The organism is Paraburkholderia sp. A1BS-2L, assembly GCF_051125205.1.
Lineage (GTDB): Bacteria > Pseudomonadota > Gammaproteobacteria > Burkholderiales > Burkholderiaceae > Paraburkholderia.
The window spans coordinates 700,058-722,043 of sequence record NZ_CP120431.1; the positions used below are offsets into that span (position 1 = coordinate 700,058).

Annotated in this window: 20 protein-coding genes and 1 pseudogene; 11 read left to right on the plus strand and 10 right to left on the minus strand. The window is 62.0% G+C overall.

The features are described 5' to 3' along the window. Positions 1 to 1,647: a bifunctional aspartate transaminase/aspartate 4-decarboxylase gene (locus tag P5W98_RS32970; RefSeq protein ID WP_421028608.1), complete on the plus strand. Its 1,647-nt coding sequence runs from the start codon at positions 1 to 3 to the stop codon at positions 1,645 to 1,647. A 95-nt stretch (positions 1,648 to 1,742) separates the two neighbouring features. Continuing rightward, the gene (locus P5W98_RS32975; RefSeq protein WP_421028609.1) at positions 1,743 to 3,122 is read left to right on the plus strand and encodes a glutamate decarboxylase; all 1,380 of its coding nucleotides are present in this window, start codon (positions 1,743 to 1,745) and stop codon (positions 3,120 to 3,122) included. 205 nt (positions 3,123 to 3,327) lie between these two features. Here the strand turns inward: P5W98_RS32975 and P5W98_RS32980 are convergent, their stop codons facing one another. The 3 genes from P5W98_RS32980 to P5W98_RS32990 form a co-directional block, all read right to left on the minus strand. Then, positions 3,328 to 3,810, minus strand: a complete 483-nt coding sequence (locus P5W98_RS32980; RefSeq protein WP_434717000.1) for a PqiC family protein — start codon at positions 3,808 to 3,810, stop codon at positions 3,328 to 3,330. Positions 3,811 to 4,009: 199 nt separating this feature from the next. Next, positions 4,010 to 5,299: an MlaD family protein gene (locus P5W98_RS32985; RefSeq protein WP_421028611.1), complete on the minus strand. Its 1,290-nt coding sequence runs from the start codon at positions 5,297 to 5,299 to the stop codon at positions 4,010 to 4,012. After that, complete coding sequence (locus P5W98_RS32990; RefSeq protein WP_421028612.1) at positions 5,296 to 6,501, minus strand: paraquat-inducible protein A; 1,206 nt, start codon at positions 6,499 to 6,501, stop codon at positions 5,296 to 5,298. The genes P5W98_RS32985 and P5W98_RS32990 overlap by 4 nt, the downstream gene beginning before the upstream one ends. Before the next feature lie 272 nt (positions 6,502 to 6,773). Here P5W98_RS32990 and P5W98_RS32995 point away from each other — a divergent pair, with 272 nt between their 5' ends. Both P5W98_RS32995 and P5W98_RS33000 read left to right on the plus strand, forming a co-directional pair. Beyond that, positions 6,774 to 7,121, plus strand: a complete 348-nt coding sequence (locus P5W98_RS32995; RefSeq protein ID WP_421028613.1) for a chemotaxis protein — start codon at positions 6,774 to 6,776, stop codon at positions 7,119 to 7,121. Between the two features lie 218 nt (positions 7,122 to 7,339). Continuing rightward, positions 7,340 to 7,579 carry a DUF2795 domain-containing protein gene (locus P5W98_RS33000; RefSeq protein ID WP_421028614.1) on the plus strand — a complete coding sequence of 80 codons (240 nt, stop codon included), beginning with the start codon at positions 7,340 to 7,342 and terminating at the stop codon, positions 7,577 to 7,579. Positions 7,580 to 7,850: 271 nt separating this feature from the next. On the opposite strand, the gene P5W98_RS33005 is transcribed toward P5W98_RS33000, so the two are convergent. The 5 genes from P5W98_RS33005 to P5W98_RS33025 form a co-directional block, all read right to left on the minus strand. Continuing rightward, positions 7,851 to 8,183 (minus strand): BON domain-containing protein, encoded by a 333-nt coding sequence (locus P5W98_RS33005; RefSeq protein WP_421028615.1) that lies wholly within the window; start codon positions 8,181 to 8,183, stop codon positions 7,851 to 7,853. A gap of 326 nt (positions 8,184 to 8,509) precedes the next feature. Then, a complete protein-coding gene (locus P5W98_RS33010) occupies positions 8,510 to 8,662 on the minus strand; it encodes a DUF1328 domain-containing protein (protein ID WP_421047339.1) in 153 nt (50 codons plus the stop codon). An 81-nt stretch (positions 8,663 to 8,743) separates the two neighbouring features. Then, positions 8,744 to 9,715, minus strand: coding sequence for a LysR family transcriptional regulator (locus P5W98_RS33015; protein WP_421028616.1), 972 nt, complete (start codon positions 9,713 to 9,715; stop codon positions 8,744 to 8,746). 92 nt (positions 9,716 to 9,807) lie between these two features. Further along, positions 9,808 to 10,068, minus strand: coding sequence for a hypothetical protein (locus tag P5W98_RS33020; RefSeq protein ID WP_421028617.1), 261 nt, complete (start codon positions 10,066 to 10,068; stop codon positions 9,808 to 9,810). Between the two features lie 357 nt (positions 10,069 to 10,425). After that, positions 10,426 to 10,728, minus strand: coding sequence for a hypothetical protein (locus P5W98_RS33025; RefSeq protein WP_421028618.1), 303 nt, complete (start codon positions 10,726 to 10,728; stop codon positions 10,426 to 10,428). Positions 10,729 to 11,447: 719 nt separating this feature from the next. Here P5W98_RS33025 and P5W98_RS33030 point away from each other — a divergent pair. From P5W98_RS33030 to P5W98_RS33055, 6 genes and pseudogenes are all read left to right on the plus strand, one after another. Next, entirely contained in the window at positions 11,448 to 13,412 is a 1,965-nt protein-coding gene (locus P5W98_RS33030) for an FUSC family protein (protein WP_434715582.1), read from the plus strand. Further along, a complete protein-coding gene (locus P5W98_RS33035; protein ID WP_421028620.1) occupies positions 13,409 to 13,633 on the plus strand; it encodes a DUF1656 domain-containing protein in 225 nt (74 codons plus the stop codon). Before P5W98_RS33030 ends, P5W98_RS33035 begins: the two co-directional genes overlap by 4 nt. Before the next feature lies 1 nt (position 13,634). Next, entirely contained in the window at positions 13,635 to 14,534 is a 900-nt protein-coding gene (locus P5W98_RS33040; protein ID WP_421028621.1) for an efflux RND transporter periplasmic adaptor subunit, read from the plus strand. Next, positions 14,528 to 15,940, plus strand: a complete 1,413-nt coding sequence (locus P5W98_RS33045) for an efflux transporter outer membrane subunit (protein ID WP_421028622.1) — start codon at positions 14,528 to 14,530, stop codon at positions 15,938 to 15,940. Before P5W98_RS33040 ends, P5W98_RS33045 begins: the two co-directional genes overlap by 7 nt. Before the next feature lie 191 nt (positions 15,941 to 16,131). Beyond that, positions 16,132 to 17,067 carry a transcriptional regulator CynR gene (cynR, locus tag P5W98_RS33050; protein WP_421028623.1) on the plus strand — a complete coding sequence of 312 codons (936 nt, stop codon included), beginning with the start codon at positions 16,132 to 16,134 and terminating at the stop codon, positions 17,065 to 17,067. Positions 17,068 to 17,694: 627 nt separating this feature from the next. Continuing rightward, positions 17,695 to 17,889 (plus strand): annotated as a pseudogene (locus P5W98_RS33055) (FAD-binding protein); the annotation flags it as partial. A gap of 46 nt (positions 17,890 to 17,935) precedes the next feature. Here the strand turns inward: P5W98_RS33055 and pobA are convergent. After that, the gene (gene pobA, locus P5W98_RS33060; RefSeq protein WP_421028624.1) at positions 17,936 to 19,120 is read right to left on the minus strand and encodes a 4-hydroxybenzoate 3-monooxygenase; all 1,185 of its coding nucleotides are present in this window, start codon (positions 19,118 to 19,120) and stop codon (positions 17,936 to 17,938) included. A 185-nt stretch (positions 19,121 to 19,305) separates the two neighbouring features. Here pobA and P5W98_RS33065 point away from each other — a divergent pair, with 185 nt between their 5' ends. Further along, complete coding sequence (locus tag P5W98_RS33065; RefSeq protein ID WP_421028625.1) at positions 19,306 to 20,178, plus strand: helix-turn-helix domain-containing protein; 873 nt, start codon at positions 19,306 to 19,308, stop codon at positions 20,176 to 20,178. 310 nt (positions 20,179 to 20,488) lie between these two features. On the opposite strand, the gene P5W98_RS33070 is transcribed toward P5W98_RS33065, so the two are convergent. Continuing rightward, positions 20,489 to 21,856, minus strand: coding sequence for an MFS transporter (locus tag P5W98_RS33070; RefSeq protein ID WP_421028626.1), 1,368 nt, complete (start codon positions 21,854 to 21,856; stop codon positions 20,489 to 20,491). Positions 21,857 to 21,986 lie beyond the last annotated feature (130 nt).

A 21,986-nucleotide genomic window follows, 5' to 3' on the forward strand; every position in this document is an offset into this window, starting at 1 on the left:
TTGACGACTTCAAAAGACAACCACGCAACCCAGGCGCAAAAATTCTCGGCGCTCAGTCCGTTCGAACTCAAGGACGAACTGATCAAGGCGGCCGGTGGCGGCGCAACGGCTCGTTCGGCTGCAAACCTGCCCATGCTCAACGCCGGCCGCGGCAATCCCAACTTCCTCGCGACGATTCCGCGTCACGGCTTCTGGCAACTGGGCCTGTTCGCCATGCGCGAGTCGGAGCGCTCGTTTGCCTATATGCCCGAGGGCGTGGGCGGCTTCCCGCAGCGCGAAGGCATTGTCGAGCGCTTCGACCTGTTCGTGCGCGAGAACAAGGGGCAAGCCGGCGTCGATTTTCTCGCGGGCGCGGTGTCGTACGTGCGCGACCAACTGGGCCTTCCCGCAGGCGACTTTCTTTACGAAATGTGTGAAGGCATTCTCGCCTGCAACTATCCGGTGCCGGACCGCATCCTCAAGAACACGGAAACCATCGTCGGCCAGTACCTGCGCCGCGAGATGATCGGCAAGCATCCGTTCGTGGGGGAGTTCGACGTGTTCGCGGTGGAGGGCGGCACCGCGGCCATGACGTACATTTTCAACACGATGCGGGAGAATTTTTTCATCAAGCCGGGCGACACGATCGCGCTCGGCATGCCGATCTTCACGCCATACATCGAAATTCCCGCGCTCAACGACTACGAGCTCAATATCGTCAACGTCCAAGCGGATGTCGCGAACGGCTGGCAGTACTCGAAGAAGGAACTGGACAAGTTGCGCGATCCGAAGGTCAAGGCGTTTTTCCTCGTGAATCCGAGCAACCCGCCTTCAGTGAAGGTGGACGCGGCGAGCCTCGAATATATCGCCGAGATCGTCAAGACGCGCCCGGACCTCATTATCCTCACCGACGACGTGTACGGCACCTTCGCCGACAACTTCGTCTCGCTCTTCGCACTCGCTCCGAAGAACACGATTCTCGTGTATTCGTATTCGAAATACTTTGGCGCAACGGGCTGGCGTCTGGGTGCAATCGCGACGCACCGCGAGAACGTTCTGGACAGCGCGCTTGCGAAGCTGTCGAAAGAGCAAAAACAGACGCTGCACAAGCGCTACGAGTCGATCACGACGGAGCCGGAGAAGCTGAAGTTCATTGACCGGCTGGTCGCGGACAGCCGCACCGTCGCGCTCAATCACACAGCCGGCCTTTCGACGCCGCAGCAGGTGCAGATGGTGCTGTTCTCGCTGTTCTCGCTCATGGACACACCGGACGCGTACAAGAATGCGCTCAAGCGCCTCATTCGCAGCCGCAAGCGTGCGCTCTTCGAGACCATCGGCATTCCGTTGAAGGAAGGGGATCCGAACGTCGTCGACTACTACACGGTGCTGGATCTCGAGTATTTCGGCGAGCGCGCCTATGGCCGCGATTTCGTCGAGTGGCTGCTCAAGAACACCGAGGCTTCTGAACTGCTGTTCCGTCTCGCCAGGGACGCACATGTCGTGCTCCTGCCTGGCCAGGGCTTCGGCACGCCTCATCCGTCGGGCCGCGTGTCGCTCGCCAATCTCAATGAGTCGGACTATCGCGCGATCGGCAATGCGATTCGAACGCTGCTCGACGAATACCTGGAGCGCTATTGCGCGCAGACGGGTAAGAGCGTAGCGCGCTAATCCAGGCGCTGCCTCAACCGTCCGCGCAGCCGGTTGAGGCGGTGCGTGGGAATGAAGCGTCCAACCCGAGGGCGCGTACCGAAAGGAGCATTCAGATGTCTTTGGATTTCGAGAAGATCACTCCGTACGACGAATTCAATTTACCGGTTCCGCAGGACGAATTTCCGGCAACCGGAATGTCGGCCAGGGCCGCAGCCGCGCTTGTCGAAAGCGACGAATGGACGGATACCAATCCTGTTCTGAACATGTCGTCGTTCGTGACGACCTTCGCCGAACCCGAAGCATTGGAGACAGCGAAGCGCAATATCTTCAAGAACTATATCGACCACGACATGTACCCGCAGTTGTTCGCGATGGAAACGCGAATGGTGCGCTGGCTTCACAAACTGTGGAATGGCCCGCGCGACGCGGAGCCTTACGGAACTGCGACGGTGGGCTCATCCGAGGCGTGCATGCTCGCGGGTCTCGCGCACAAATGGAACTGGAAGCAGCAGCGCGAGAAAGCGGGTAAGGACGCAAGCCGGCCCAATCTGGTGACGGGCGGCAACGTGCAGATCGTCTGGAAGAAGTTCATGCGGTACTTTGACGTCGAACCGCGCATCGTGCCGCTCAAGCCGGGGCAATATAGTTTGACGGCCGACGATCTCGGCCAGTACGTCGACGAGAATACGATTGCCGTCGTGGCCATTGCCGGGCAGACGTTTACGGGGGAAGACGACGACTTTGCCGGCATTCATGCCTGGCTGGACGACTACGAACGGCGCACGGGAATTTCGGTTCCGATGCATATCGATGGGGCGTCGGGCGGCTTTATTCACCCGTTCCTCTATCCGGATTACCAATGGGACTTCCGGCTGCCGCGAGTGCAATCGATCAACGCATCCGGACACAAGTACGGCCTCACCCCGCCGGGGCTCGGCTGGGTGATATTCCGCGACCGCAAGGTATTCAATGAAGACCTGGTGTTCTACGTGAACTATCTGGGCGGTGAAATGCCCACCGCGACTTTGAATTTCAGCCGCAATGGTTTCCAACTGGCCGTTCAGTATTATCAGTTCCTGCGCCTTGGATTCGATGGCTACAAGCGCGTCATGCAGCACACCCTCGATAACGCGCTCGCGCTGCGCGAAATGCTCGTGAAAAGCGGCTATTTCACGATCATGAACGATACGCAGCGCATTCCGGTGGTGGCCGTTACGCTGGACAAGAAAATCACGCGCTTCAACGAATTCGACGTGTCGAACAAGGTGCGCGAGAAGGGCTGGGTGCTATCGGCCTATACGATGCCGCCAGACGCGGAGTCGGTGAGAAGCCTGCGCGTTGTGGTGCGCCCGCACATCAACCGCAACGTCGCGAGCAATCTCGGGCGTGACATCATCGATGCCTGCCGCTATCTGGCGGAGCACGGCGGTAATGCCACGCCGCCGGCGCTGCATGGCCACGCGCATCTAAAGGGCTCGCCGGCCAAGTGCTGAAGCGGGGCGCGCGCATGGCCTGGCGCGTGTGATCACGTGCCAGGCCGCGCCGACGCCCACGTTGATTGAGGAGCGCATCTGGAGTCAGGCGACCACCCGCGAAGTTTTCGCGCGCGGCGACGGGTCGACTGCGGAGGACGCGGTGGCGCAGGCGCGCTGAGCGCGTCTTGCGGCTTCGTTCACGTGCAGGCTTGTTCGATGTGTGTCAGTGCGCGGCGATGGACGCCGCGATACGGTCTGCGAGCATCCCGAGCACGCGGCTCATCGCGGCAGCCTGGGTCGTTGCGGCGTCGGCTGCTTCGTCGTCCGCTGCGCTGGCCGGGGCCGCGGTTTCGAGCGTCGCCTCGCGAGTCAGCGTGGCACGCGTGGGCTGACCCGACAACAACGTCCACGATGCCTGCATCTTCAGTGCCCCGCGCGCATCGGCCTGAACACCGAGTATCGTGACGACCAGCGTGCGCGTGTCCGCGGGCACCGGCGCGTCGGGGAAAACGAAGGCGCCGGCGGGCAATCGCATCACGAGGTCCTGAGCGAGCGTGCGCCTCATCATACGCGCGAGCGGCGCACCCCATCGGTGGTTGTCATCGATCGCCAGCCGGTTCGGTGCGATCTGCGTGACCACTTCGGGCCGATCGAGTTCGGCGGGAATATGCACCGCGGTCAGTTGCACCGCCTGCATTGCCGGCATGGCGCCCGCTGCTTGGCCCGGCGCCGCGCTCAGCGTCACATAGTGCATAGGCGGGCTGTGTCCGCAACCCGCGAGTATGAGCATCGCGCCCATCCGCGCGGCCGCCCCGGCCGCTGCCCTGAAGCGGGCGAGGCGGGCATATGACGCAGAGTGCACGCCTGTGCGTGTAGCCGGTCGCCGGGAGCGGCGCATCATGGGCCTACTCCTCGGGCCGGCCGCGCGCCAGCGCTTCAGGGTGACGGTCGAGATAGTCAGCGAGCGTTCGCACCGAGCGCGCCGCGTCGCTCAACTCGCGCAGGGCAGCGGGCAGATCGTCCTGGCTTGATACATCGCCCCCGAGCGTGCGGTTCGCAGCGGCGACAGTGCTATCGACCGCCTTCGCGGTTTCGCGCAGTTGCGCCACGAGCGGCCCAACTTGCGGCGAGACCTGTTGCAGCGTGCGGTCGATCTGTGCCACCGAGCGGTCGATGTGGGTGAGGCTCTCGCGGATCTGCGGCGAGTTGCTCAAGGCATCAACGTGGGCCGCGATGCTGCGGACCTGGTCGCCCGTTTCCTTGATCGGCAGTGCGTCGATCTTCGCCACGACGTCATTGGCTTGCGCGGCGATGGCGTCGAGATCGGCGGATGGCGCATCCGGAATCACCGGTACGCCGTTTTCGGCAGTGAGGGTGGCGGCGGGCGCGGTTTTCACGAAGTCGAGCACGACCTTGCGCGGTCCCACGAGCGGCGGGTCTTGCATCAGACGCGCGCGTAAGCCCCGAGCGATGAGGCGTTCGAGCATGGTGTCGACGATCGGCCGCCAGTCGCCGTTGGCTGGCGCCGCCACGCCTGCGATGCCAAGCCGCGATGGATCGAGCGCCAGTTGCGCGAGCGTGCTCAGTGCGCCCGTGCCGGCGTCATAGTTCAGGCGCACACCGGTGACCGTGCCCACGCAAAATCCGCGCAATTGCACATTGGCGCCGCTTTTGAGCTCGCCGGCGGCACCCTCGAAGCGCACGGCATAGCTCACCATCGGCCCATGCAGCGGCGCGAGCGCGGGCCGGTGCTCAGCGCCATCGAAGTGCGTGGCGGGCTTGCCGCGGCCTGGCTCCATGACGATCTCGGGTCCGGAGAGCAGTGCTTTCATCGATGCCGGATCGCTCAAGTCCAGCTCGGCGCCGCGCAGAAAGAACTGCGTACCGGCGCGCAGGTATGGCGCGTCCTTGCGGTCGATTTCGAGTTTCGCCTCAACGCGCCGCCCGTCGGGCGTGAGCGCCACGCTCGACACCTGGCCCACCTTGACGCCGTGCAGCGTGACGATCGTTTCGTCTGCGGCCATGCCATAGGCGTTGTCGAACCCGACCGTGACGGTCTCCCCCTTGTGAACCAGCGCCTGCACGCCGAGCCATCCCGTCACGCAGATCGCCGCAATGGGGACCGCCCAGATCCAGCCTGGCCAGGCGCTGCGACGGACCTCGGCCTGGGTGCGCCGCGAGCGCGCGTCTGTCATGGCCAGCTCCGGAGATGCACGTCCCACATCATGCGCGGGTCGAACGCGTGCGAAGCCGCCATCGTGAGCATCACGGCGAGCGCGAATGCCGTCGCGCCGATCGCTGGGCGCGCTTGCGCCATGCCGCCGAAATGGATCAGCGGCACGAAGGCGGCAATGGTGAAGACATCGACATTGGACCAGCGGCCCAGCTCGTCGATCCAGCGGTACAGATGGGTTTTCGTGCGCAGATGCCGGCGCGAGCGCCGCCGCACGGACGCGATGAACCAGCCCATGCCGACGATCTTGGCCACGGGAATGACGATGCTCGTGCCAATGATAAGTATGCCGAAGGGCCAGAGGCCCGCGAGAAAGAGCTCGTGGACGCCATCGGCGATGCGGTGAGAATCGTGCTGGCCGAGTTGCAGCGAGACGGTCATCGGATAGAGGTTGGCGGGCACCGTCAGCACGAGCGCCGCGAGCGAGAGTGCCGCCGCGCGCACGACGGCGTCGGGTTTGCGCACGTGCAGCTTCAACCCGCAGCGCGGGCAGGGCCGGTTTTCGTGCGACACGGGCACGACCAGATCGCATACGGTGCACGACAGGGCGCGCTCGCGCGGGTGCAGCGTGTGTTCCGCGGCGAGCGCGCGCCACACGGTGCGGCGATCGAGCGATGCACGTGCGAGCATCGACATCAACGCTGCGACGATGAAGCAATATCCGCCCACGCCTATCGTACCCGTAAGGTTTTGCGTTACCCGCGCATAGCCGACGCAACAGCCCATGAGATAAACGTCGGGCATGGCCCAGGCGTCGAGCCGGATGGTCCAGCGAAAGAGCCGTCCCATGCCCCTGAAGCGCCAGCCGAAGCGCACCGCGGCCAGCACGAGCACGAGGCCGCCGAAGCGCACGAAAGGCAGCACGATGCCGCACGCCCCGAGCAGCAGCGCGAGGATCAGCGAGCCGTCGCGCCAGATCGCCACGACGCCCGAGGCGAGCACCGACGAGCGCTCGGCGCCCAGCACGTGTACCGTCATCAAGGGCGCGAGATTGGCCGGGAACAGCAGAACAAAGGTGCAGACCGCACAGGCGAGTGCCGCGTCCACGCTACGGCCGCTGCGCCGCTCCAGCGGGTAATGGCAGGTCCGGCAACGCGCGATACCGTGCGGGGAGAGCGGCGGAAGGTCCTGAAGCGCGCCGCATTCGGGGCAGCCGAGTGTCATGCTGGTTTATCCGCTCGATTGTTCGCTGGTTCGGTCGCTGGCTCGTTCATCAGGCGCTGGCAGCGGGCCGTTCATCGCGTGTCCGCGCGCGCCGGCAACGGCGCCGCTTTGCCGCCCGTTCGAGCAACGATTGTGCCCAGCTCGAGAAGATGCGCGGCGCCCGCACCGCGATTCGCAAAGGAACGCAGGCTGCTGCAATGAGAGGGCGACTTGCCGCGCTCGCCATCCGCGCAGAGCGTCGCGCCAACCGCGCGTCGTCAAAGGAGGACGTCATGAACAGCACGCTGGACCCCGACAACGAACCGACACAGCAACCTGCCGCACCGGGCCACGACAACGAGGCACTGGGCCCTGGGGACTCGTCCGATACGGGCAGCGACAGCAGAGGTGCGAAGCGCCACGACTTCGATCGCGACACGGAACTCGACAATCACGCGCTGGAAGCCGGCGCCGACGAAGCGCAGAGCGACACCGACCGCAGCGGCACCGGTGAGCGCGCCAGCGCCGATGGTGACGAGACGCTGCGCCCCGGCAGCGATGTATTGCCGGACGACATCGAGGAAGAACAGGCGCAAGAGGGCGCGGACGAAGAAGAGGACGAGGACGAAGGCAAGACTTGAGGGCCGCTCGCGACGCTCAATGGAAGCGAAGGGCGTAACGCATCGAGCCGTCGCGAAGTGAGCGCGAGAGAAACGTCGAACCGCGCATGTAGAAGCTACAGGTAAGCGATGAAACGCCGCGTGACGTGACGGCGCGTGGCTGCGCGACGCGTGGGCGCGCTTACGGCACATCCGTTGCACGGTTTCACTACGCCAACGCAACCCAGGAGGTGACGATCATGACTCAGCATTCCCGAGGGCACGCCTCATCGCACGACAGCAACGCTGGACATCGTTTCATCGACGTGCAAAAAGCGCTAAAGGGCGCGTCCTATCCGGCGGACAAGCAAAGTCTGCTCGAATGCGCACGTTCGAACGGCGCGAGCGAGGAGGTCGTGCACGCCCTCGACAGCCTGCCGGAGCGCGAATTCGCGAATCCCGCCGATGTGTCGAAAGGCGTGGGCAACGAGGCCTCCTGACGTATGCCATGTCGAGCCGTCCTCTTCCGGAGGGCGGCAGTAGTCACGAGTGTCTCGGGCGGCGCCTTGCGCCGGCCGGAAGCAGCACCTGTTCGGCGATCGTCTGCGATACGTCGTAATGCTGGCGTCGGGGATGCACCCGGCTCGTTGTAGTGCAGCTTCGCGAGCAGCGCTTCGGGCCGACCGCACTGGCCGCGCCGATGGCGTTGCTGCGGGTTTTGACGGTCAGCCGTCTCGCGGACTAGCGTTCGCGGCGGCGCTCATGCGCATGTTAGTCCGTTAGTGCGAGGTCTCGCCGACATGTAGCGCGTTCGTGACCGAGGTGAACTCCGTCCAGTTCTTGAATGGATTGGGCGGCGCGATTCTTCTGTGCATCGTCGGAGACCGTACCCGTGAGCGTCACGACACCGCGATTCGTCGTAATGTGCACATCGTTCGAGTCGAGATCAGCAGTGCCGAGCAACGCCGCTCTCGCTCGGGCGGTGATGATCGCGTCGTTCGTCTCTGAGCCGACCGACGAACTCCCGGCGACCAGGCCGTGCGGTGGAGGAACCTCCGGGCGCGCGGCGCCAGAGCCGGACTGGGCAAATGCACCGGCAGCCATCGTGCCTATGGGGACCCCGGGGGAAAAGCAACGGCGCTACCGTTGCACGCCCATTTTTCGTGCACGAAATAGGCGAAGGGGAAGCGCCTGGCCGGATCATGTACCTTGATGTTTTTCTTCCCTTTTATTTTACATAAGATAAATTATCGACGTTTTAAGTTGTACGGGCTAAGTTGTAGTGTCCGCTTTTAGCCAAGTTCAGATGTCGTACCTGGGTCCGATTTGAGGCGCACGCGCGCGTCGACGTCCCGCTCTTGCTCCGCCACGACAGGAAGCTGTACAGCAGCGCGGCACCAATGGCGGCGGACTTGCATTTAGTCCGTTTGCTACCTTCTGCGGTATTCGAGCGTCAGAGCGAAAAGGATCACGGCGACGTTGAATATCGCCCGTGCGAAGCCGTGTATCGCGCTGGTAGCGCCACCAAAGGCAAACACCGCGGACACCGATGCAACAACAAAAAATACGAATGCAACAATCACCAACTTCTCCAGGTGAATTTGTGGGTTGCGGCGACGTTCCGGAACTTGCCACGTCCTGCTTCCACACCTCGCGGTTTCGGCTCAAACAGGCAATACCTCGCTATCGCGCAACACAACTTCGCGCTGGCGAAATTCACGTTGCGCTTCGGAACGAATAACGGGCCGATCGAAATGCGAGACCGCCTGATCGACAAATGCGCGCACCTTGCCCGGTAGGAATTCCCGCGCCGGGTAGACGATGTTTATGGTGACGTCGTCGTTGCCGATTCGATATTCATCCAGCACCCGGATCAGCGTCCCGAACCTCACGTCGTTGGCCACCACGAACTCGGGCGCGACGGCGATACCGGCGCCGGCAAGCGCGATATGCCTTTGCATCAGCGCGCTGTCTACCGCGAAGCTTGCTTCGTGTGGAACGCTGTGATCAATGCCGTCTCCGTCGGTTAAATGCAGTACTTTGCCGTGAGCCGTATGGGTGATCAGGCGATGCCTGGCGAGATCAGCCGGCCGCAGCGGTGCTGGCGCCCCCATCAAATATGCGGGTGAGGCGACGGCCACGAGCGGTGCGCGCGCAAGCGCGCGCGAAACCCACGATACGGAGGTGATCATCCTGTCGGCGACCATCCCGACATCGAAACCACCTGCGAGCAGGTCGACTTCCGCTTCGGTCAGGGTGATGCGCAGTGCAACGTCGGCATAGCGCGCCCTGAAATCTGCAAACAGCGCAGCGAGTTCGGGCGACATGAGGCTCCCGAGCACGACCACGTGCAGGTCCCCGCAAACGCGGCCAGACTCATGCATCGCGCAGGTTTCGATTCTCTCGAGGTCGGCCAATAGCGCGCGGCACCCATCCGCATAGCGCGCCCCCACCTCGGTCAGCACAATTCGGCGTGTCGAGCGCTGGAAAAGCCGCACGCCGAGATGTGCTTCCAGTTCGCTGACATGGCGCGTCACTCTTGCAGGTGAAAGCTGCAATTGCTCAGCGGCTCGTGTAAAGCCATGCATATCAACAACTTTCAGAAACGTACGCATGGCAGCGATGAGATGGTTCAAATTGACACCTGAATCAGCATGGAAAATCGGACGTCGACCGGCGTCTGGACACCGCCTTTGCGGCTTCGGATAGACGCCATTCAGGAATGGGTTCAGCTGCCGAGATAGATATTGCAGAAACTTGCAGGGCCGACGCAGGGAGACGGGTTTTGATTGCCCGCGGCAGGCGTAGCCGCTTTGGCTGCGTCCTTGCTGGCCACGCCTTGCGTGGCCGCGACCTGCAACGGGTGTGCCTGATTCGCAGCTACAGCAGGGTCCTTCTCAGTCGGGCTTTGTTGTGCGAACGCGCCTGCGGCGAATCCGAACGAAGCGATGGAAAAAACGATGACTTTGGCGGACGAAACTTTAAACATGATTGAACTCCAGAATGATTAAATTCGAACTACGAATCATTGAATGAAGATGCCTGCTTCGCATCGTTCTGTTTCCCTGCTTCGCTGTCGACGGATGAATCATGCGACAAACTCGGGCGACTGTCCAAATCGTTTTTTCGATTCAGTCTATAAGGATAAACGATTAGTTTCGGGCTTTTGCCGGCCAATGGAGTCGAAGGCGCGCAACGAAGCAAGGCGCGCCGGATGCTGCGTGGCGCGCCAATGGGAAGGTCCGTCGGGAGAGAACGATGGCCGCTCGAACGAGACTTCCGTACGGAACGATTTCAATGCGGAACTAGCACGAGCGAGGGACAGACGCCCGCTCGCGCAAATGGCTCAACTACCGAAGAACACCGAACAGAAACTCACGGGGCCGACGCATGCATTTGCTGCCCGATCCTGCGCAGCCTTCGCATGTTGAGCAGCGACAGCTGCCGGCGCGTGGTTTTCTGCCACTTCACGCTGTACGCCTGCAACCGTACCCTGAAGATCAGCCACTAGCGTGGCGCGAGCGCCGCCGGGGTGCCCCTGTGCGTCGGCTACATCAGTCTGCGCATAAGCCTGCGCCGATACGGTCGCAAACGCGCCCATGGAGACAAGCGCAATTGCCGCGAGGCGGGTCATCGATTGCTTCTTCATTTTCAGTTCCTTGCAAAAATCCAGATACGATTTTGTCGATCCATCCGGCCCGCGTACCGTAAGCCGGTGAGGCGGCGGATCGACGGACCGAAGCATGCAGCGTCTGGCGCACGATGTCCAAGCCGAAAAATCGATCTGCTCCATAAGGGAAACCGATGATCTCCTCGTGACCATTTCACGGATGGTGCCGCGCTCCTGCGTGACCGCCCAGCATTGCCATAAGTAAAACCGATCGGTTCTTTCAGAAATCCGACTTGGACGCGCCATCGGGCGGCAGGCACAATTTGTCGCGTCCGCAATAGAGTAAAACCCGGATCCATTCGTTGGATCTATCACTGACCCTGATTGTCAGAGCGCATATCGACATGCCCTGCCCCGGCGCGGCACGTGGTGCGCTCGCGCCAAAAATGCCTGTATATCCAGTACTTTCCGTGTGGAACTTTTTTCCCCACACAGATCATCCCCGCCATTTCCTCTGCCCTCACCGTTTGGCAAGTGCCACCGCTTGTCACCCAGGCGACCCGCATCGACGCACACCACCCGCTGTGACGATGCAGACCGCGCTTCGCGCCTGATATCACCGGCCGTTGTATTCGCAGAATTTCACAGGATTTCCCGTGCCGCATGCCTCTGCCGCGCCGCTTCGGTCGCGCGACGCATTCACCATTGATTCTGGAAAGGTGCTTTTCTCGCTGAGCACTTATCTAGCTGCAGCACTTGTGCTAGTCATCGCGTTCACGGCCAGTCTGCCGCGACCATGGTGGGCACTCCTTACGGTCTATGTTACGGCGCAGCCCATGGCGGGCGCGTTTCGCCCGCGCGTGCTTTATCGCCTGGCCGGCATCGCTACCGGCGCGCTCGTTACGATCGCAATCGCGCCGAATCTGCAGAATTCCCCTGTATTGCTGGTTCTCTGCCTGGCCATCTGGATCGGTCTATGCATCTATCTCGCGGTGCTGGATCGCACGCCGCGTGCCTTCCTTTTCCAGATGGCGGCATTCAGTTCGGCCGTCATCTGCTTTCCATATCTGGATGATCCTTCGTACATTTTCACGACGACGATTTCGCGCGTCGAGGAAATGACGGTGGCCATTCTTTGTGTGACCACTGCACACTGGATTTTCCGGCCTGTCGATATTCGCTCCGTCATTCACCAGCGTGCATTGTCGTTCCTGAACGATGCCTGCCGCTGGACGGGTGAAGCCTTCGGCGTTCAGCACACGCGCCTCGAATACGAGCACCGTCGCAAGCTCGCGGCCGACGTGACCGAACTGGGCATGATGGCCGTGAATCTGCGCGCCGAACATCGCTTCGCCTATGCGACGCGTTCCGCCGTGACCGAATTGCAGCATCGGCTCGCTACGCTGCTTTCGATCGCATCCGCGGCCGCGAACCGGCTCGATCTGCTTCGCTCGCTCAACGCAGTTGACAGCGAAACCGAAGCGCTGATCGATTCACTGGTGAGCAGCCTGAGCGCCTCGCAGGAAGTGGGTGATGCGTGTGACGACGGCCTGGTCGCCCGCTGCCGCGCCCTCGCTGCAGAGCGTCTGCACAGAAGGCAATGGCAGTCCCTGCTCGCCGCGAACCTGCTGGAGCGCACCGCAGAGTTCATCGAGACACTGCATGCTGCGCGCGGCCTGGTTCGCGCGTTCGTCGAGGACAAGCCCGTGCATGGCCCCACCATGCAACTCGCCTCGAGCAACGACAATTTCCCGCTAGCGCGGGACCATGGCGTGGCACTGCTCGCCGGCGCAGCAATGACGACGGCCATCATGATCTATTGCGCCGTATGGATTCTGCTCGCTTGGCCCAGCGGCGCTGCAACGGCTGCATTCGCCGCACTCGTCACCTGCTCGTTTGCCGCTCAGGACGACCCCGCGCCGGTGATAGGCCGCTATCTGATCGCTACGCTCATGACGTTTCCGCTGGCTGCGCTCTACCTCTTCGTGATCCTGCCGCGCGTGGATGGAGCCATCATGCTCATCGTGACGCTCGCGCCGGCTCTCGTATGGATGGGTTATCTCCAGGCCGATCCGGCGCACAGCGCGCGCGCGCTGCCGATGCTTTCCTGCTTCATCGTCGCGATGGGTTTTCTCGACCGCTTTCAGGCCGACTTCGCGGGCTTCCTCAATACGGGGCTTGCGCAAATTGGCGGCATCGTCACCACCCTCGTCGTCACCCGGCTGTTTCGTTCTGCCAGTTCACGCTGGACCGCTTATCGGATTGTGCGCCAAAGCTGGGCGGATCTCGCGCAACTCGCGGATATGGCTCATCCGCTGGATGCGCAGGCTTGGACGGCACAGGCTGTAGACCGTCTTGGCCAGGTTGCGGCACGCATGGCGCTCGCCAGTGCCGACGATGTGCTGCACGCCGCCGATGGTCTCAACGACCTGCGTATCGGCCGCAACCTCATTCGCGCGCGCGAGGGTCGCGCGAGCCGCGATGCGGCCACGCACATCGCCATCGAAACGGCGCTGCGCGAAGTGTCGAAGCTGTACCGCGCGAGGCTCGCGGCCCATCATCCGCTGCCCGGCTCGCCCGAATTGCTCGAAGCGCTCGACCGCGCGATCGACTTTGTCGCCGGCCAGCCTCTGGAACGTGCGGACCCCACACTCATGGCGCTCGTTGGCTTGCGATGCAACCTGTTCCCGCAGACATATCAACACCGAGAGGTCGAACGATGATTGAAGAGATCCGCATTCTGGGGGTCTATATGCCGGCGGCGCTCTTCTGGGCCGCCATCGCACTGGTCGTCACGTTTCTGTTGCGCGGTGCACTGTTGCGCTTGCCTCTGCGGCAAGTGCTGTGGCATCCCGCGTTGATCGATCTCGCCGCCTTCTTCGCACTTTGGTGGGGACTCACCCGCCTCGCCGACGCCTGTTGCCCCCACGGTTTCATTTCCTGACATGCAGCGATTTTCCAGCCTCTTGCGCACCGGCCTCACCGTAGCGATCATCCTCAGCATCCTGGCCGCCATTTACGCCCTATGGGTTCGCTACCAGATCGAGCCGCTCACGCGAGACGGCAAGGTGCGCGCCGACATCGTGCCGATCGCCCCCGATATCAGCGGACTCGTGACCGATGTGCGCGTACACGACAACGAAACGGTCAAACAGGGGCAAGTTCTGCTTGTGATCGACCCGTCGCGCTATCAGATTGCACTCGCCCAGGCCGACGCCAATCTCCAGAGTGAACGCGCCGACCTCGATGAGGCCGTACGCGAAGACCGCCGCAACCGCTCCATGCCCGACGTGGTCGCAACGGAGTCCACAGAACAAGGCACGGCCCGTGTGCAGAAGCTGCGTGCCGCCGTTGCGCAGGCGCAGGCTGCCCGCAACCTCGCCGCATTGAATCTCGATCGCACGCTCGTACGGGCGCCCGTCGACGGCACGGTGTCCAATGTGGGCCTGCTGCCCGGCACGTATCTGACTGCCGGAAAGGGGGCGATGGCGCTCGTCAGCAACCAGTCGTTGCGCGTGGAAGGCTACTTCGAAGAAACCAAGCTGCCGGGTATTCACGTTGGAGATCCGGCCAGCGTCTATCTCATGGGCGTCGCCACCGCCATTCGCGGCCACGTTCAGAGCATCGCCGGCGGTGTGCAGGATCGCGAACGCGAAGGCGGCGACGCGCAGCTCGCCAACGTGAACCCTTCGTTCACCTGGGTCCGTCTTGCGCAGCGTATCCCGGTGCGCATTGCGATCGACTCGGTGCCCGCTGGCGTGCGTCTGGTGCCGGGTCAGACGGCTTCCGTCGAAATTCAAGCGCGTGCGGGCGATGTCGCGGTACGCCGGAGCTTGCCATGGTAAGCACGCGAGCCGTTGCGGCTGTAGCGATCAGTGTGCTTCTCGCGGCTTGCGCCGAGGTGGGTCCCGATTACAAGGTCCCGCCACAAGCGCTCGTCAACGCGCCGGTGGCGCAAGGTACGTTCATTTCCGGGGCGACCGTGGCCTCGGATGATGCACTGCCCGATCACTGGTGGCGCCTCTACAATGACCCTGTGCTCGATCGCCTGGTCGAAAACGCGCTTGCCAACAACGTCGATCTCAAGGCCGCAGAGGCCAATCTCGAACGCAGCGATGCGCTGCTCGCGCTCGCACACACGGCGCGCGAACCGTCTGTCGCAATCGGCGCGTCCACCAGCTACACCCAGCAGTCTGCGCAGGCCGTGCTTTCGCATGTCCAGCCGCCCAGGCACGAGATCTACGACATGGGTGTTTCGATCAGCTACGACCTCGATCTCTTCGGCGGCATTCGCCGCGGCATCGAGGCAACTGCAGCCGATCGCGACGCGGTCGTCGCGGCCCGGGACCTCGTGCGCGTGAACGTCGCCGCGCAAACGGCGCACGCCTATTCGGATCTGTGCAACGCCGGCAATCAGATCGACATCGTGCAACAGCAGATCGCCGTGCAGGAGCGACGCCTCGCACTCACGCGAGAACTGATCGCGAACGGCCGCGCCCCCGCGTTCAGCCAGGACCAGCAGCGAGGGGAAATCGAGAGCAGCCGCGCACAACTCGCTCCGCTTGAAGCAGGCCGCATGAACGCCGCGTTTCGTCTAGCCACCTTGATGGGCGAGCCGCCCGCCAACTACGACAAAGCCCTGCTCGCCTGCCACACGCCGCTACAGTTGAAGGCGCCGCTTCCCGCGGGCGACGGCCGCGCATTGTTGAGCCGCCGGCCCGATATTCGCGCAGCCGAACGCCATCTGGCCGCAGCGACTGCGGATATCGGCGTGGAGACGGCGGCGCTCTATCCGGACATCAAGATTGGAGCGTCGATCGGATCGACCGGTGCGGCCACCAGTTTCCTTTCCCCACTCACGAACCGCTTTGCTGTGGGCCCGATGGTCAGCTGGGATCTCCATCGCAGCGCGATTCGCGACCGGATTGCGGCTGCGCGTGCGCAGAGCCGCGCGAGCCTCGCACATTTCGATAGCACGGTGCTCGCAGCGCTGCGCGAAACGGAAACTTCGCTCGACAATTACGCGAGTGCACTCGCCAGGCTGGAGCGGCTCCAATCCGCTCGCGACGAAGCGCGTGAAGTCGACGCCCGCACCAACGAGTTGTGGCGCGGCGGCAAGGTCGGAGGTCTGGCAGCGCTGGATGCACAACGCACGAGGCTAGCAGCCGAGAGTGCCGTCGCGCTTGCGCAGGCCGATGTCAACAACGATCAAATCGCCACCTTTCTGGCGTTGGGAGGCGGATGGCAGTGACCCTCCGCTAGTCACGCCGCATTTCACCCAGCCAAACCTGTTATTTACCTGACTTCCAATCGATGCTCGAAAATACCAACGCAACACCGCAGCACACTGATCTCGGGACCGCTGCTTGCGCGCAACCCTCGATCCAGGCCGGGAAAGCCATCGTTGCCAATCACGGATTCAACCTCCGCAACCGAAATCTGATGCATCGCAATCCGCTCCTGCGAAACATCAGCTATCTGCTCGCCGTCGACGAACATCGAAACTTCACGCGTGCGGCGGATGCACTATTCGTTTCGCAGTCGGCCCTCTCGCAGAAGGTTCGACAACTGGAGGACGAGCTTGGCGCGCAGTTGTTCGATCGTGGCGGTCGGGCCGTGCGCCCGACCGATTTCGGCACGATCTACCTGGAGTACGCGCGCCGCGCATACTATGATCTTCTTACGGCGCAACGCGCCGTACAGGACGTACAGGACCTTTCGCGCGGACAGTTGCGTCTCGCCTTTACGCCAACGTTCACCGAATATCTCGTCGCCCCTGTCGTCGAGCATTTTCATGAGCTGTATCCCGGCATCGTCATCGAAATGATCGAGATGTCGCTGGACGCCGTCGAAACCGCGCTGGTCGAGGACCAGGTCGATCTCGCATTCGGCTTTACAGACGTACGCTCCGAAGAGATCGAAGCGGAACCGCTTTTCTCCGAGCAATTGATGCTCGTGGTCGGCAACAGTCATCCACTGGCTAAACAGCGTGTCGCGGTCGCACCGGAGGAATTCGCGAAAACGCCGCTTGCGCTGCTCACCACGAGCTTCGTTTCGCGCTTTTATGTCGACAGCTATTTTCTGTCGCGCGATTTGCAGCCCACGGTTGCATTGCAGGCGAATTCGATCAGTGCCGTGCTCAAGATCGTGAGCCGCGGAACGATTGCGACCATATTGCCCAGCTCGATCGAATTCGAGCACCGCAACCTGCAGTATGTGTCGTTGAACCCGGCTTTTCCGGTAAGAACCGTCGCGCTGCTGCGATGCAAGCGTGCCTACCGTTCCGTGGCATCCGCCGCGTTTGCGGCGTCGGTTCTCGAGCTGCTTGGTGACGGATGCCTGTCTTCGCTTAGAACATCCATACAAGGCGCCGCTTGAGCCCTAGCCGGGTGTAACGCATCAGTAACCCGGACGGCACGTCCCGCCCGTTCCGGTTTTGTGGATTACCGCATGTCAGCAAGAAACAGATCAATATCCCTCGCCAACGAAGTCCCTTCATGCACACGTGCTGGAAATGCGCCCGTCGAGCGTACGACGGCCGAAATGCAACCACCCATTGCCGTCCGCAAGAACAAGGTGAGGGTCATCGTCTCAATCGATCCCGATCTGCTCGCGTCCCTCGACTCCCTTGCAATGCGCAAAGGCCTCAGTCGCGCCGGTGCTATTTCGCTAGCCTGTGCTGATCTTCTCGAGGTGCATCGCCACTCCACCAGGCCGGCGGAATAGCAGCTCGCAGACTGCACTCGGCGCCGAAGCCGGCTCCGCGCGATCATCGGCCCCCAGCCAATCAATCGTCCACGACTCTTCACGACGACTTTGCTAACGCGATTACCAGGAAACGCGCAGCGTTCTCATATTGAATCCAGTGTCCTCCGGGAAGAACCGCCCACTTGCGGCCGCGACGACTCCGTGAGAGCCAATTTGCGACCTTGGCCGGGTAATTCGCGGTTACGTTGCCTTCACCCCAGATGAACAGAATGGGATGGCGAAGTACTCGATCACGGCGGCAATGTCATTCCTGGCCTCTTCGCATGCGGCAACGATCTTGCTTCGATCTTCCGCGGCACTTACCCAGGACCCGGCACGACACTCGGCCCGGCTATCGTGTTCGGCTGGCGCATTTCAGGCCCATATTTTGGCCTTGTGCGCGCCCTGTGGGGTCGCGGCTCCGCCCTGGGCGACGAACTTTGCGAGGTGTAACTGGCGAGCGCCCAGAAAGCGATTTTGTTCAGTACAAGATCAAAAATCACTCGACTGGCTCGTACGGCAAACCCACGTAATTTTCCGCAATCGTCTTGAGTCCAGCTTCGGACGTCGTGTAGTAGTCGTAGTCTGTACCCTGCATGCGCTTGTCGAAGGTGTCTCGCTCCGAGAACTCGTGCAGCAGGTTCGTCATGAACCATGAAAAGCGCTCTGCCTTCCACACGCGGCGCAGCGCGATCTGCGAATATTTTTCCAGCAGATCGGTGCGACCGTCGCGGTAGACCCGATTCAGAATACGATACAGCGTGCTCACATCGCTCGCGGCAAGATTGAGCCCTTTCGCGCCGGTCGGCGGTACGATATGCGCCGCGTCACCAACTAGAAACAGCTTACCGTACTGCATCGGTTCAACTACATAGCTGCGCAGCGGTGCGACGCTCTTCTCGAGCGACGGACCGGTGACCACCTTCTCAGCCACGTTCAGCGGCAGGCGCGCTTTCAATTCTTCCCAGAAGCGTTCGTCGGACCAGTCTTCGGCCTTCTCGGTCAACGGCACTTGCAGGTAGTAGCGGCTGCGCGTCGTCGAACGTTGGCTGCAGAGCACGAAACCGCGTTCGTGGTGCGCATAAATCAGTTCGTGATTGACCGGCGGTGTGTCGGCGAGCAGGCCGAGCCAACCAAAAGGATAGACGCGCTCGTAGTGTGTGAGCACCTCGACCGGGATCGTCTTGCGTGAAACGCCATGAAAACCATCGCAGCCGGCGATGTAATCGCAATCCAGGCGGTATGTTTCGCCGTTCCTTTCGAATGTGATGTAGGGCGCGTCGCCTTTCACGTCGTACAACTGAACGTTGGCCGCTTCGTAAATCGTGGTTGCACCGCTGGCCTCGCGTGCCGCCATCAAATCACGCGTCACTTCGGTCTGGCCATAGACCAGGACCGACGAGCCACCTGTGAGCGCTTTGAGATCGATCCTGTCACGTCGCCCGCCGAAAATAAGTTCAATGCCGTCGTGAACCAGTCCTTCCGCATCCATGCGCTCGCTCACCCCCGCCTCGCGCATCAGATCGATCATGCCCTGTTCGAGCACGCCCGCGCGGATCCGGCCAAGCACGTACTCGCCGCTTTGACGCTCAAGAACGACGTTGTCGATGCCCGCCTTGTGCAGCAACTGCCCCAACAGCAGGCCGGACGGCCCGGCGCCGATGATCGCTACCTGGGTTTTCATAACCGATGTCTCCTGTATTCCTATCTACACCGTGACCTTTTCACTTTTGCTCTTCGAGCCCGAATCATTGGCGTCACGGTTGAATTGCATTTTTCTAGAAATACAGAGCGCTGGTAAGGCAATTTTTTCGATTAAAATTGGACTTTTAGAAAGTCTCCTGCGGGCCGACAACCGGCGACAGATCCATGAAGCAACCGGCACAGCACAACATCCCTGTATTCAAGTTATACGGAGAAGGACCTGACTGGAGCACGCTCGACTTGCTGCACTGTGAGTCGATACCTGAGCGAAGCAGTTTGCACGACTGGGAAATCAGGCGGCACACGCATGCCGACCTCGCGCAGCTGCTGTACGTGCAGAAAGGAGTTGCACTGCTCGAAATTGAGGGCGAAAAGACCAGGATCGACACGCCTTCGGTCCAGGTCGTCCCGCCGATGTGCGTACACGGTTTCCAGTTTTCTCCGGAAGTCGACGGCTACGTGATCACGATCGCCGCGCCCCTGACGAACTGGCTTCAGCAGCAAATCGATGCGCCTCGCCGCGTACTGGAGCATCCAGCGTGCTATTCGGTCGGCAACGATCTACCCTACCTGAATACCCTGTGCAGCCAGTTAAACCAGGAGTACGGCCTTCCCGCGCCTTCGAGGGACTTATTGCTTCGGTCGCTCGTGAGCGCGCTAGTCGTGTGGGTCAGCCGTCAGGATCAAGAAGGCGAGGAAAGGGACGCCCCCCAGGATCGCGGCCAAGCGCTCCTGAAAGCGTTCTCCGGGCTGATCGAAAAACACTACCGCGAACATTTTCCCATTAGCCGCTATGCCGAACGCCTCGGGGTGACGCCGGTGTATTTGAATATGGTTTGCCAGCGCATTGCAGGCAAGAGCGCGCTCGCTCTCGTCCATCAGAGACTGCTGCTCGAAGCGAAGCGAAGCCTGACTTACACCTCGCTCAATATCAATCAGGTGTCCGACTTTCTGGGCTTCACGGAACCGGCGTATTTCACGCGATTCTTCAAGCGATTCACGGGTGCTACGCCAAACGCATTTCGCAAGCGAGAATGATTTCTCCGCTTTCAATATCCGGCCGTGTACGGAAAAACCACCCCACATGCTCTCGCGCTAACACGATCCGGCCGGATCGGTCGTATACAAGCAGGCTTTGTCGCAACAAGCGATCTTCACCATTGCCTGGCGCGGAACTGCTCAACATCACACAACCGTCGTCGAATACTTTCCGGGCCACAGTTCCAACCACGGTGCAAGGGCGCGCGCACGAGCACGTGGCCGCAGTTCGACGAGTCGTCCGCGTTGCCCAGGGTGGCCACTGCCGGCGTGCCTGTGGACCGGGCGCCTACGACACTAACAAACGGCCCTAGTGCATGGGCACGCTTCCCTGAACACCCGACTGAACCACGCTGCCGCCTCGCCCGATCATAGCGAACAGTGCGGACGCGGACACGAGGGCCGGGAGCGCGAGCAGGCCGAATACCGAGCCGAACTGCCAGCCGAAGCCCATCAGTGCTGCGCCGACCAGCGCCCCCGCCACCCCGCCGATACGGCCGACTCCGAGCATCCATGCGACGCCCGTCGCCCGCCCGTGCGTCGGATAAAAGGCGGCAGCAAGCGCGGACATCGACGTCACTGCGCTCGTCACCAGTGTGCCAGTCAGAAACACAAGCGTGCCGAGCCACAACTGATGTCCGACACCGCGCCCCACCAGCAGGACCATCAGTGCAGCAAGCACATACGTGGCCGCAATCACGCGGTTGGCGTTGAGGCGGTCCATGACCCAGCCCACACAGAGGTTGCCGACTACACCGCCGAGCGGGAACAGTGACGTCATGAGCGCAGCGCGCTCGCCGGAAAAGCCAGTGTCGCGAAAGAGCGTAGGCAGCCAGCTAGTGAGCAGGTAATAGATCAGCAGGCCCATGAAATACGCGAGCCACAGCATCAGCGTCCCGAAGCGGTACTGTCGCGACAGGACGACGCGAATCGCCGATTCGTGCTTCGTGCTCACGCCGCGCTCCGGGGCAACGAAGCGACAACCTTCGAGCGTTGTACCGTGCGCAATACGCCCGAGGATGCTCGCGATTTTCGCGTCGGCACGTTGACGTACCGCCATGAACTGAACCGACTCCGGCAAGAGCAAGATCAACAGAAAGGTAAGCACGATCGGCCCGATGCCGCCAGCGATCAGCACGCTTTGCCAGCCAAAATGCGGAATCAGCCATGCAGACGCGAATCCCCCGAGCGCGAGGCCGGTGGAAAAGCCACAAAACATCGTATTGACGACAACCGCACGCACGCGTGTCGGCGCATATTCGGACATCAGCGTGACGGCGTTCGGCATGGCTGCGCCGAGTCCGAGGCCCGTGCACAAGCGCAGGATGGTTAGCGACTCGACCGAGCTGGCGAATGCCGCTGCAAGACTCCATAGTCCGAAAAAGGCTACCGAAAGCACCAGCACCGTCTTGCGCCCGAGGCGGTCGGCGAGCGGACCAGCCAGAACTGCACCGATGCCAAGCCCGACCAGAGCCGCGCTCATTACCGGACCCAGCGCGACTCGCGCAATACCCCACTGCTGCACGAGCGACGGCGCGATGAAGCCGATGGCAGCCGTGTCGTAGCCGTCGGCCGCCACAACGAGAAAGCACAGCACGAGAATGATCCACTGAAATGGGGAGAACCGCTGGCTGTCGATAAAGGCCTGGGTATCGACGACGCGTTCCAAGGTCTTCATTACAGCCCTCCAGCGAAGTGATAGACGAGCGGGGGCAACGCGCGGGCGGAGCCGGCGCGATCGAGCGCTTCCATTGCAATGTCTCCAAGGGTCGATGTCGTTTTATTGCTGCGCCGTACCCGCGGACGCG

Coding starts and splice junctions, on each gene's coding strand:
- pobA (WP_421028624.1), bottom strand. CDS start 19,120: ATGAAAACCCAGGTAGCGATCATCGGCGCCGGGCCGTCCGGCCTGCTG.
- P5W98_RS32975 (WP_421028609.1), top strand. CDS start 1,743: ATGTCTTTGGATTTCGAGAAGATCACTCCGTACGACGAATTCAATTTA.
- P5W98_RS33040 (WP_421028621.1), top strand. CDS start 13,635: ATGCAGCGATTTTCCAGCCTCTTGCGCACCGGCCTCACCGTAGCGATC.
- P5W98_RS32990 (WP_421028612.1), bottom strand. CDS start 6,501: ATGACACTCGGCTGCCCCGAATGCGGCGCGCTTCAGGACCTTCCGCCG.
- P5W98_RS33070 (WP_421028626.1), bottom strand. CDS start 21,856: ATGAAGACCTTGGAACGCGTCGTCGATACCCAGGCCTTTATCGACAGC.
- cynR (WP_421028623.1), top strand. CDS start 16,132: ATGCATCGCAATCCGCTCCTGCGAAACATCAGCTATCTGCTCGCCGTC.
- P5W98_RS33065 (WP_421028625.1), top strand. CDS start 19,306: ATGAAGCAACCGGCACAGCACAACATCCCTGTATTCAAGTTATACGGA.
- P5W98_RS33035 (WP_421028620.1), top strand. CDS start 13,409: ATGATTGAAGAGATCCGCATTCTGGGGGTCTATATGCCGGCGGCGCTC.
- P5W98_RS32995 (WP_421028613.1), top strand. CDS start 6,774: ATGAACAGCACGCTGGACCCCGACAACGAACCGACACAGCAACCTGCC.
- P5W98_RS33005 (WP_421028615.1), bottom strand. CDS start 8,183: ATGGCTGCCGGTGCATTTGCCCAGTCCGGCTCTGGCGCCGCGCGCCCG.
- P5W98_RS33000 (WP_421028614.1), top strand. CDS start 7,340: ATGACTCAGCATTCCCGAGGGCACGCCTCATCGCACGACAGCAACGCT.
- P5W98_RS33025 (WP_421028618.1), bottom strand. CDS start 10,728: ATGAAGAAGCAATCGATGACCCGCCTCGCGGCAATTGCGCTTGTCTCC.
- P5W98_RS33020 (WP_421028617.1), bottom strand. CDS start 10,068: ATGTTTAAAGTTTCGTCCGCCAAAGTCATCGTTTTTTCCATCGCTTCG.
- P5W98_RS32985 (WP_421028611.1), bottom strand. CDS start 5,299: ATGACAGACGCGCGCTCGCGGCGCACCCAGGCCGAGGTCCGTCGCAGC.
- P5W98_RS32980 (WP_434717000.1), bottom strand. CDS start 3,810: ATGCCGGCAATGCAGGCGGTGCAACTGACCGCGGTGCATATTCCCGCC.
- P5W98_RS33045 (WP_421028622.1), top strand. CDS start 14,528: ATGGTAAGCACGCGAGCCGTTGCGGCTGTAGCGATCAGTGTGCTTCTC.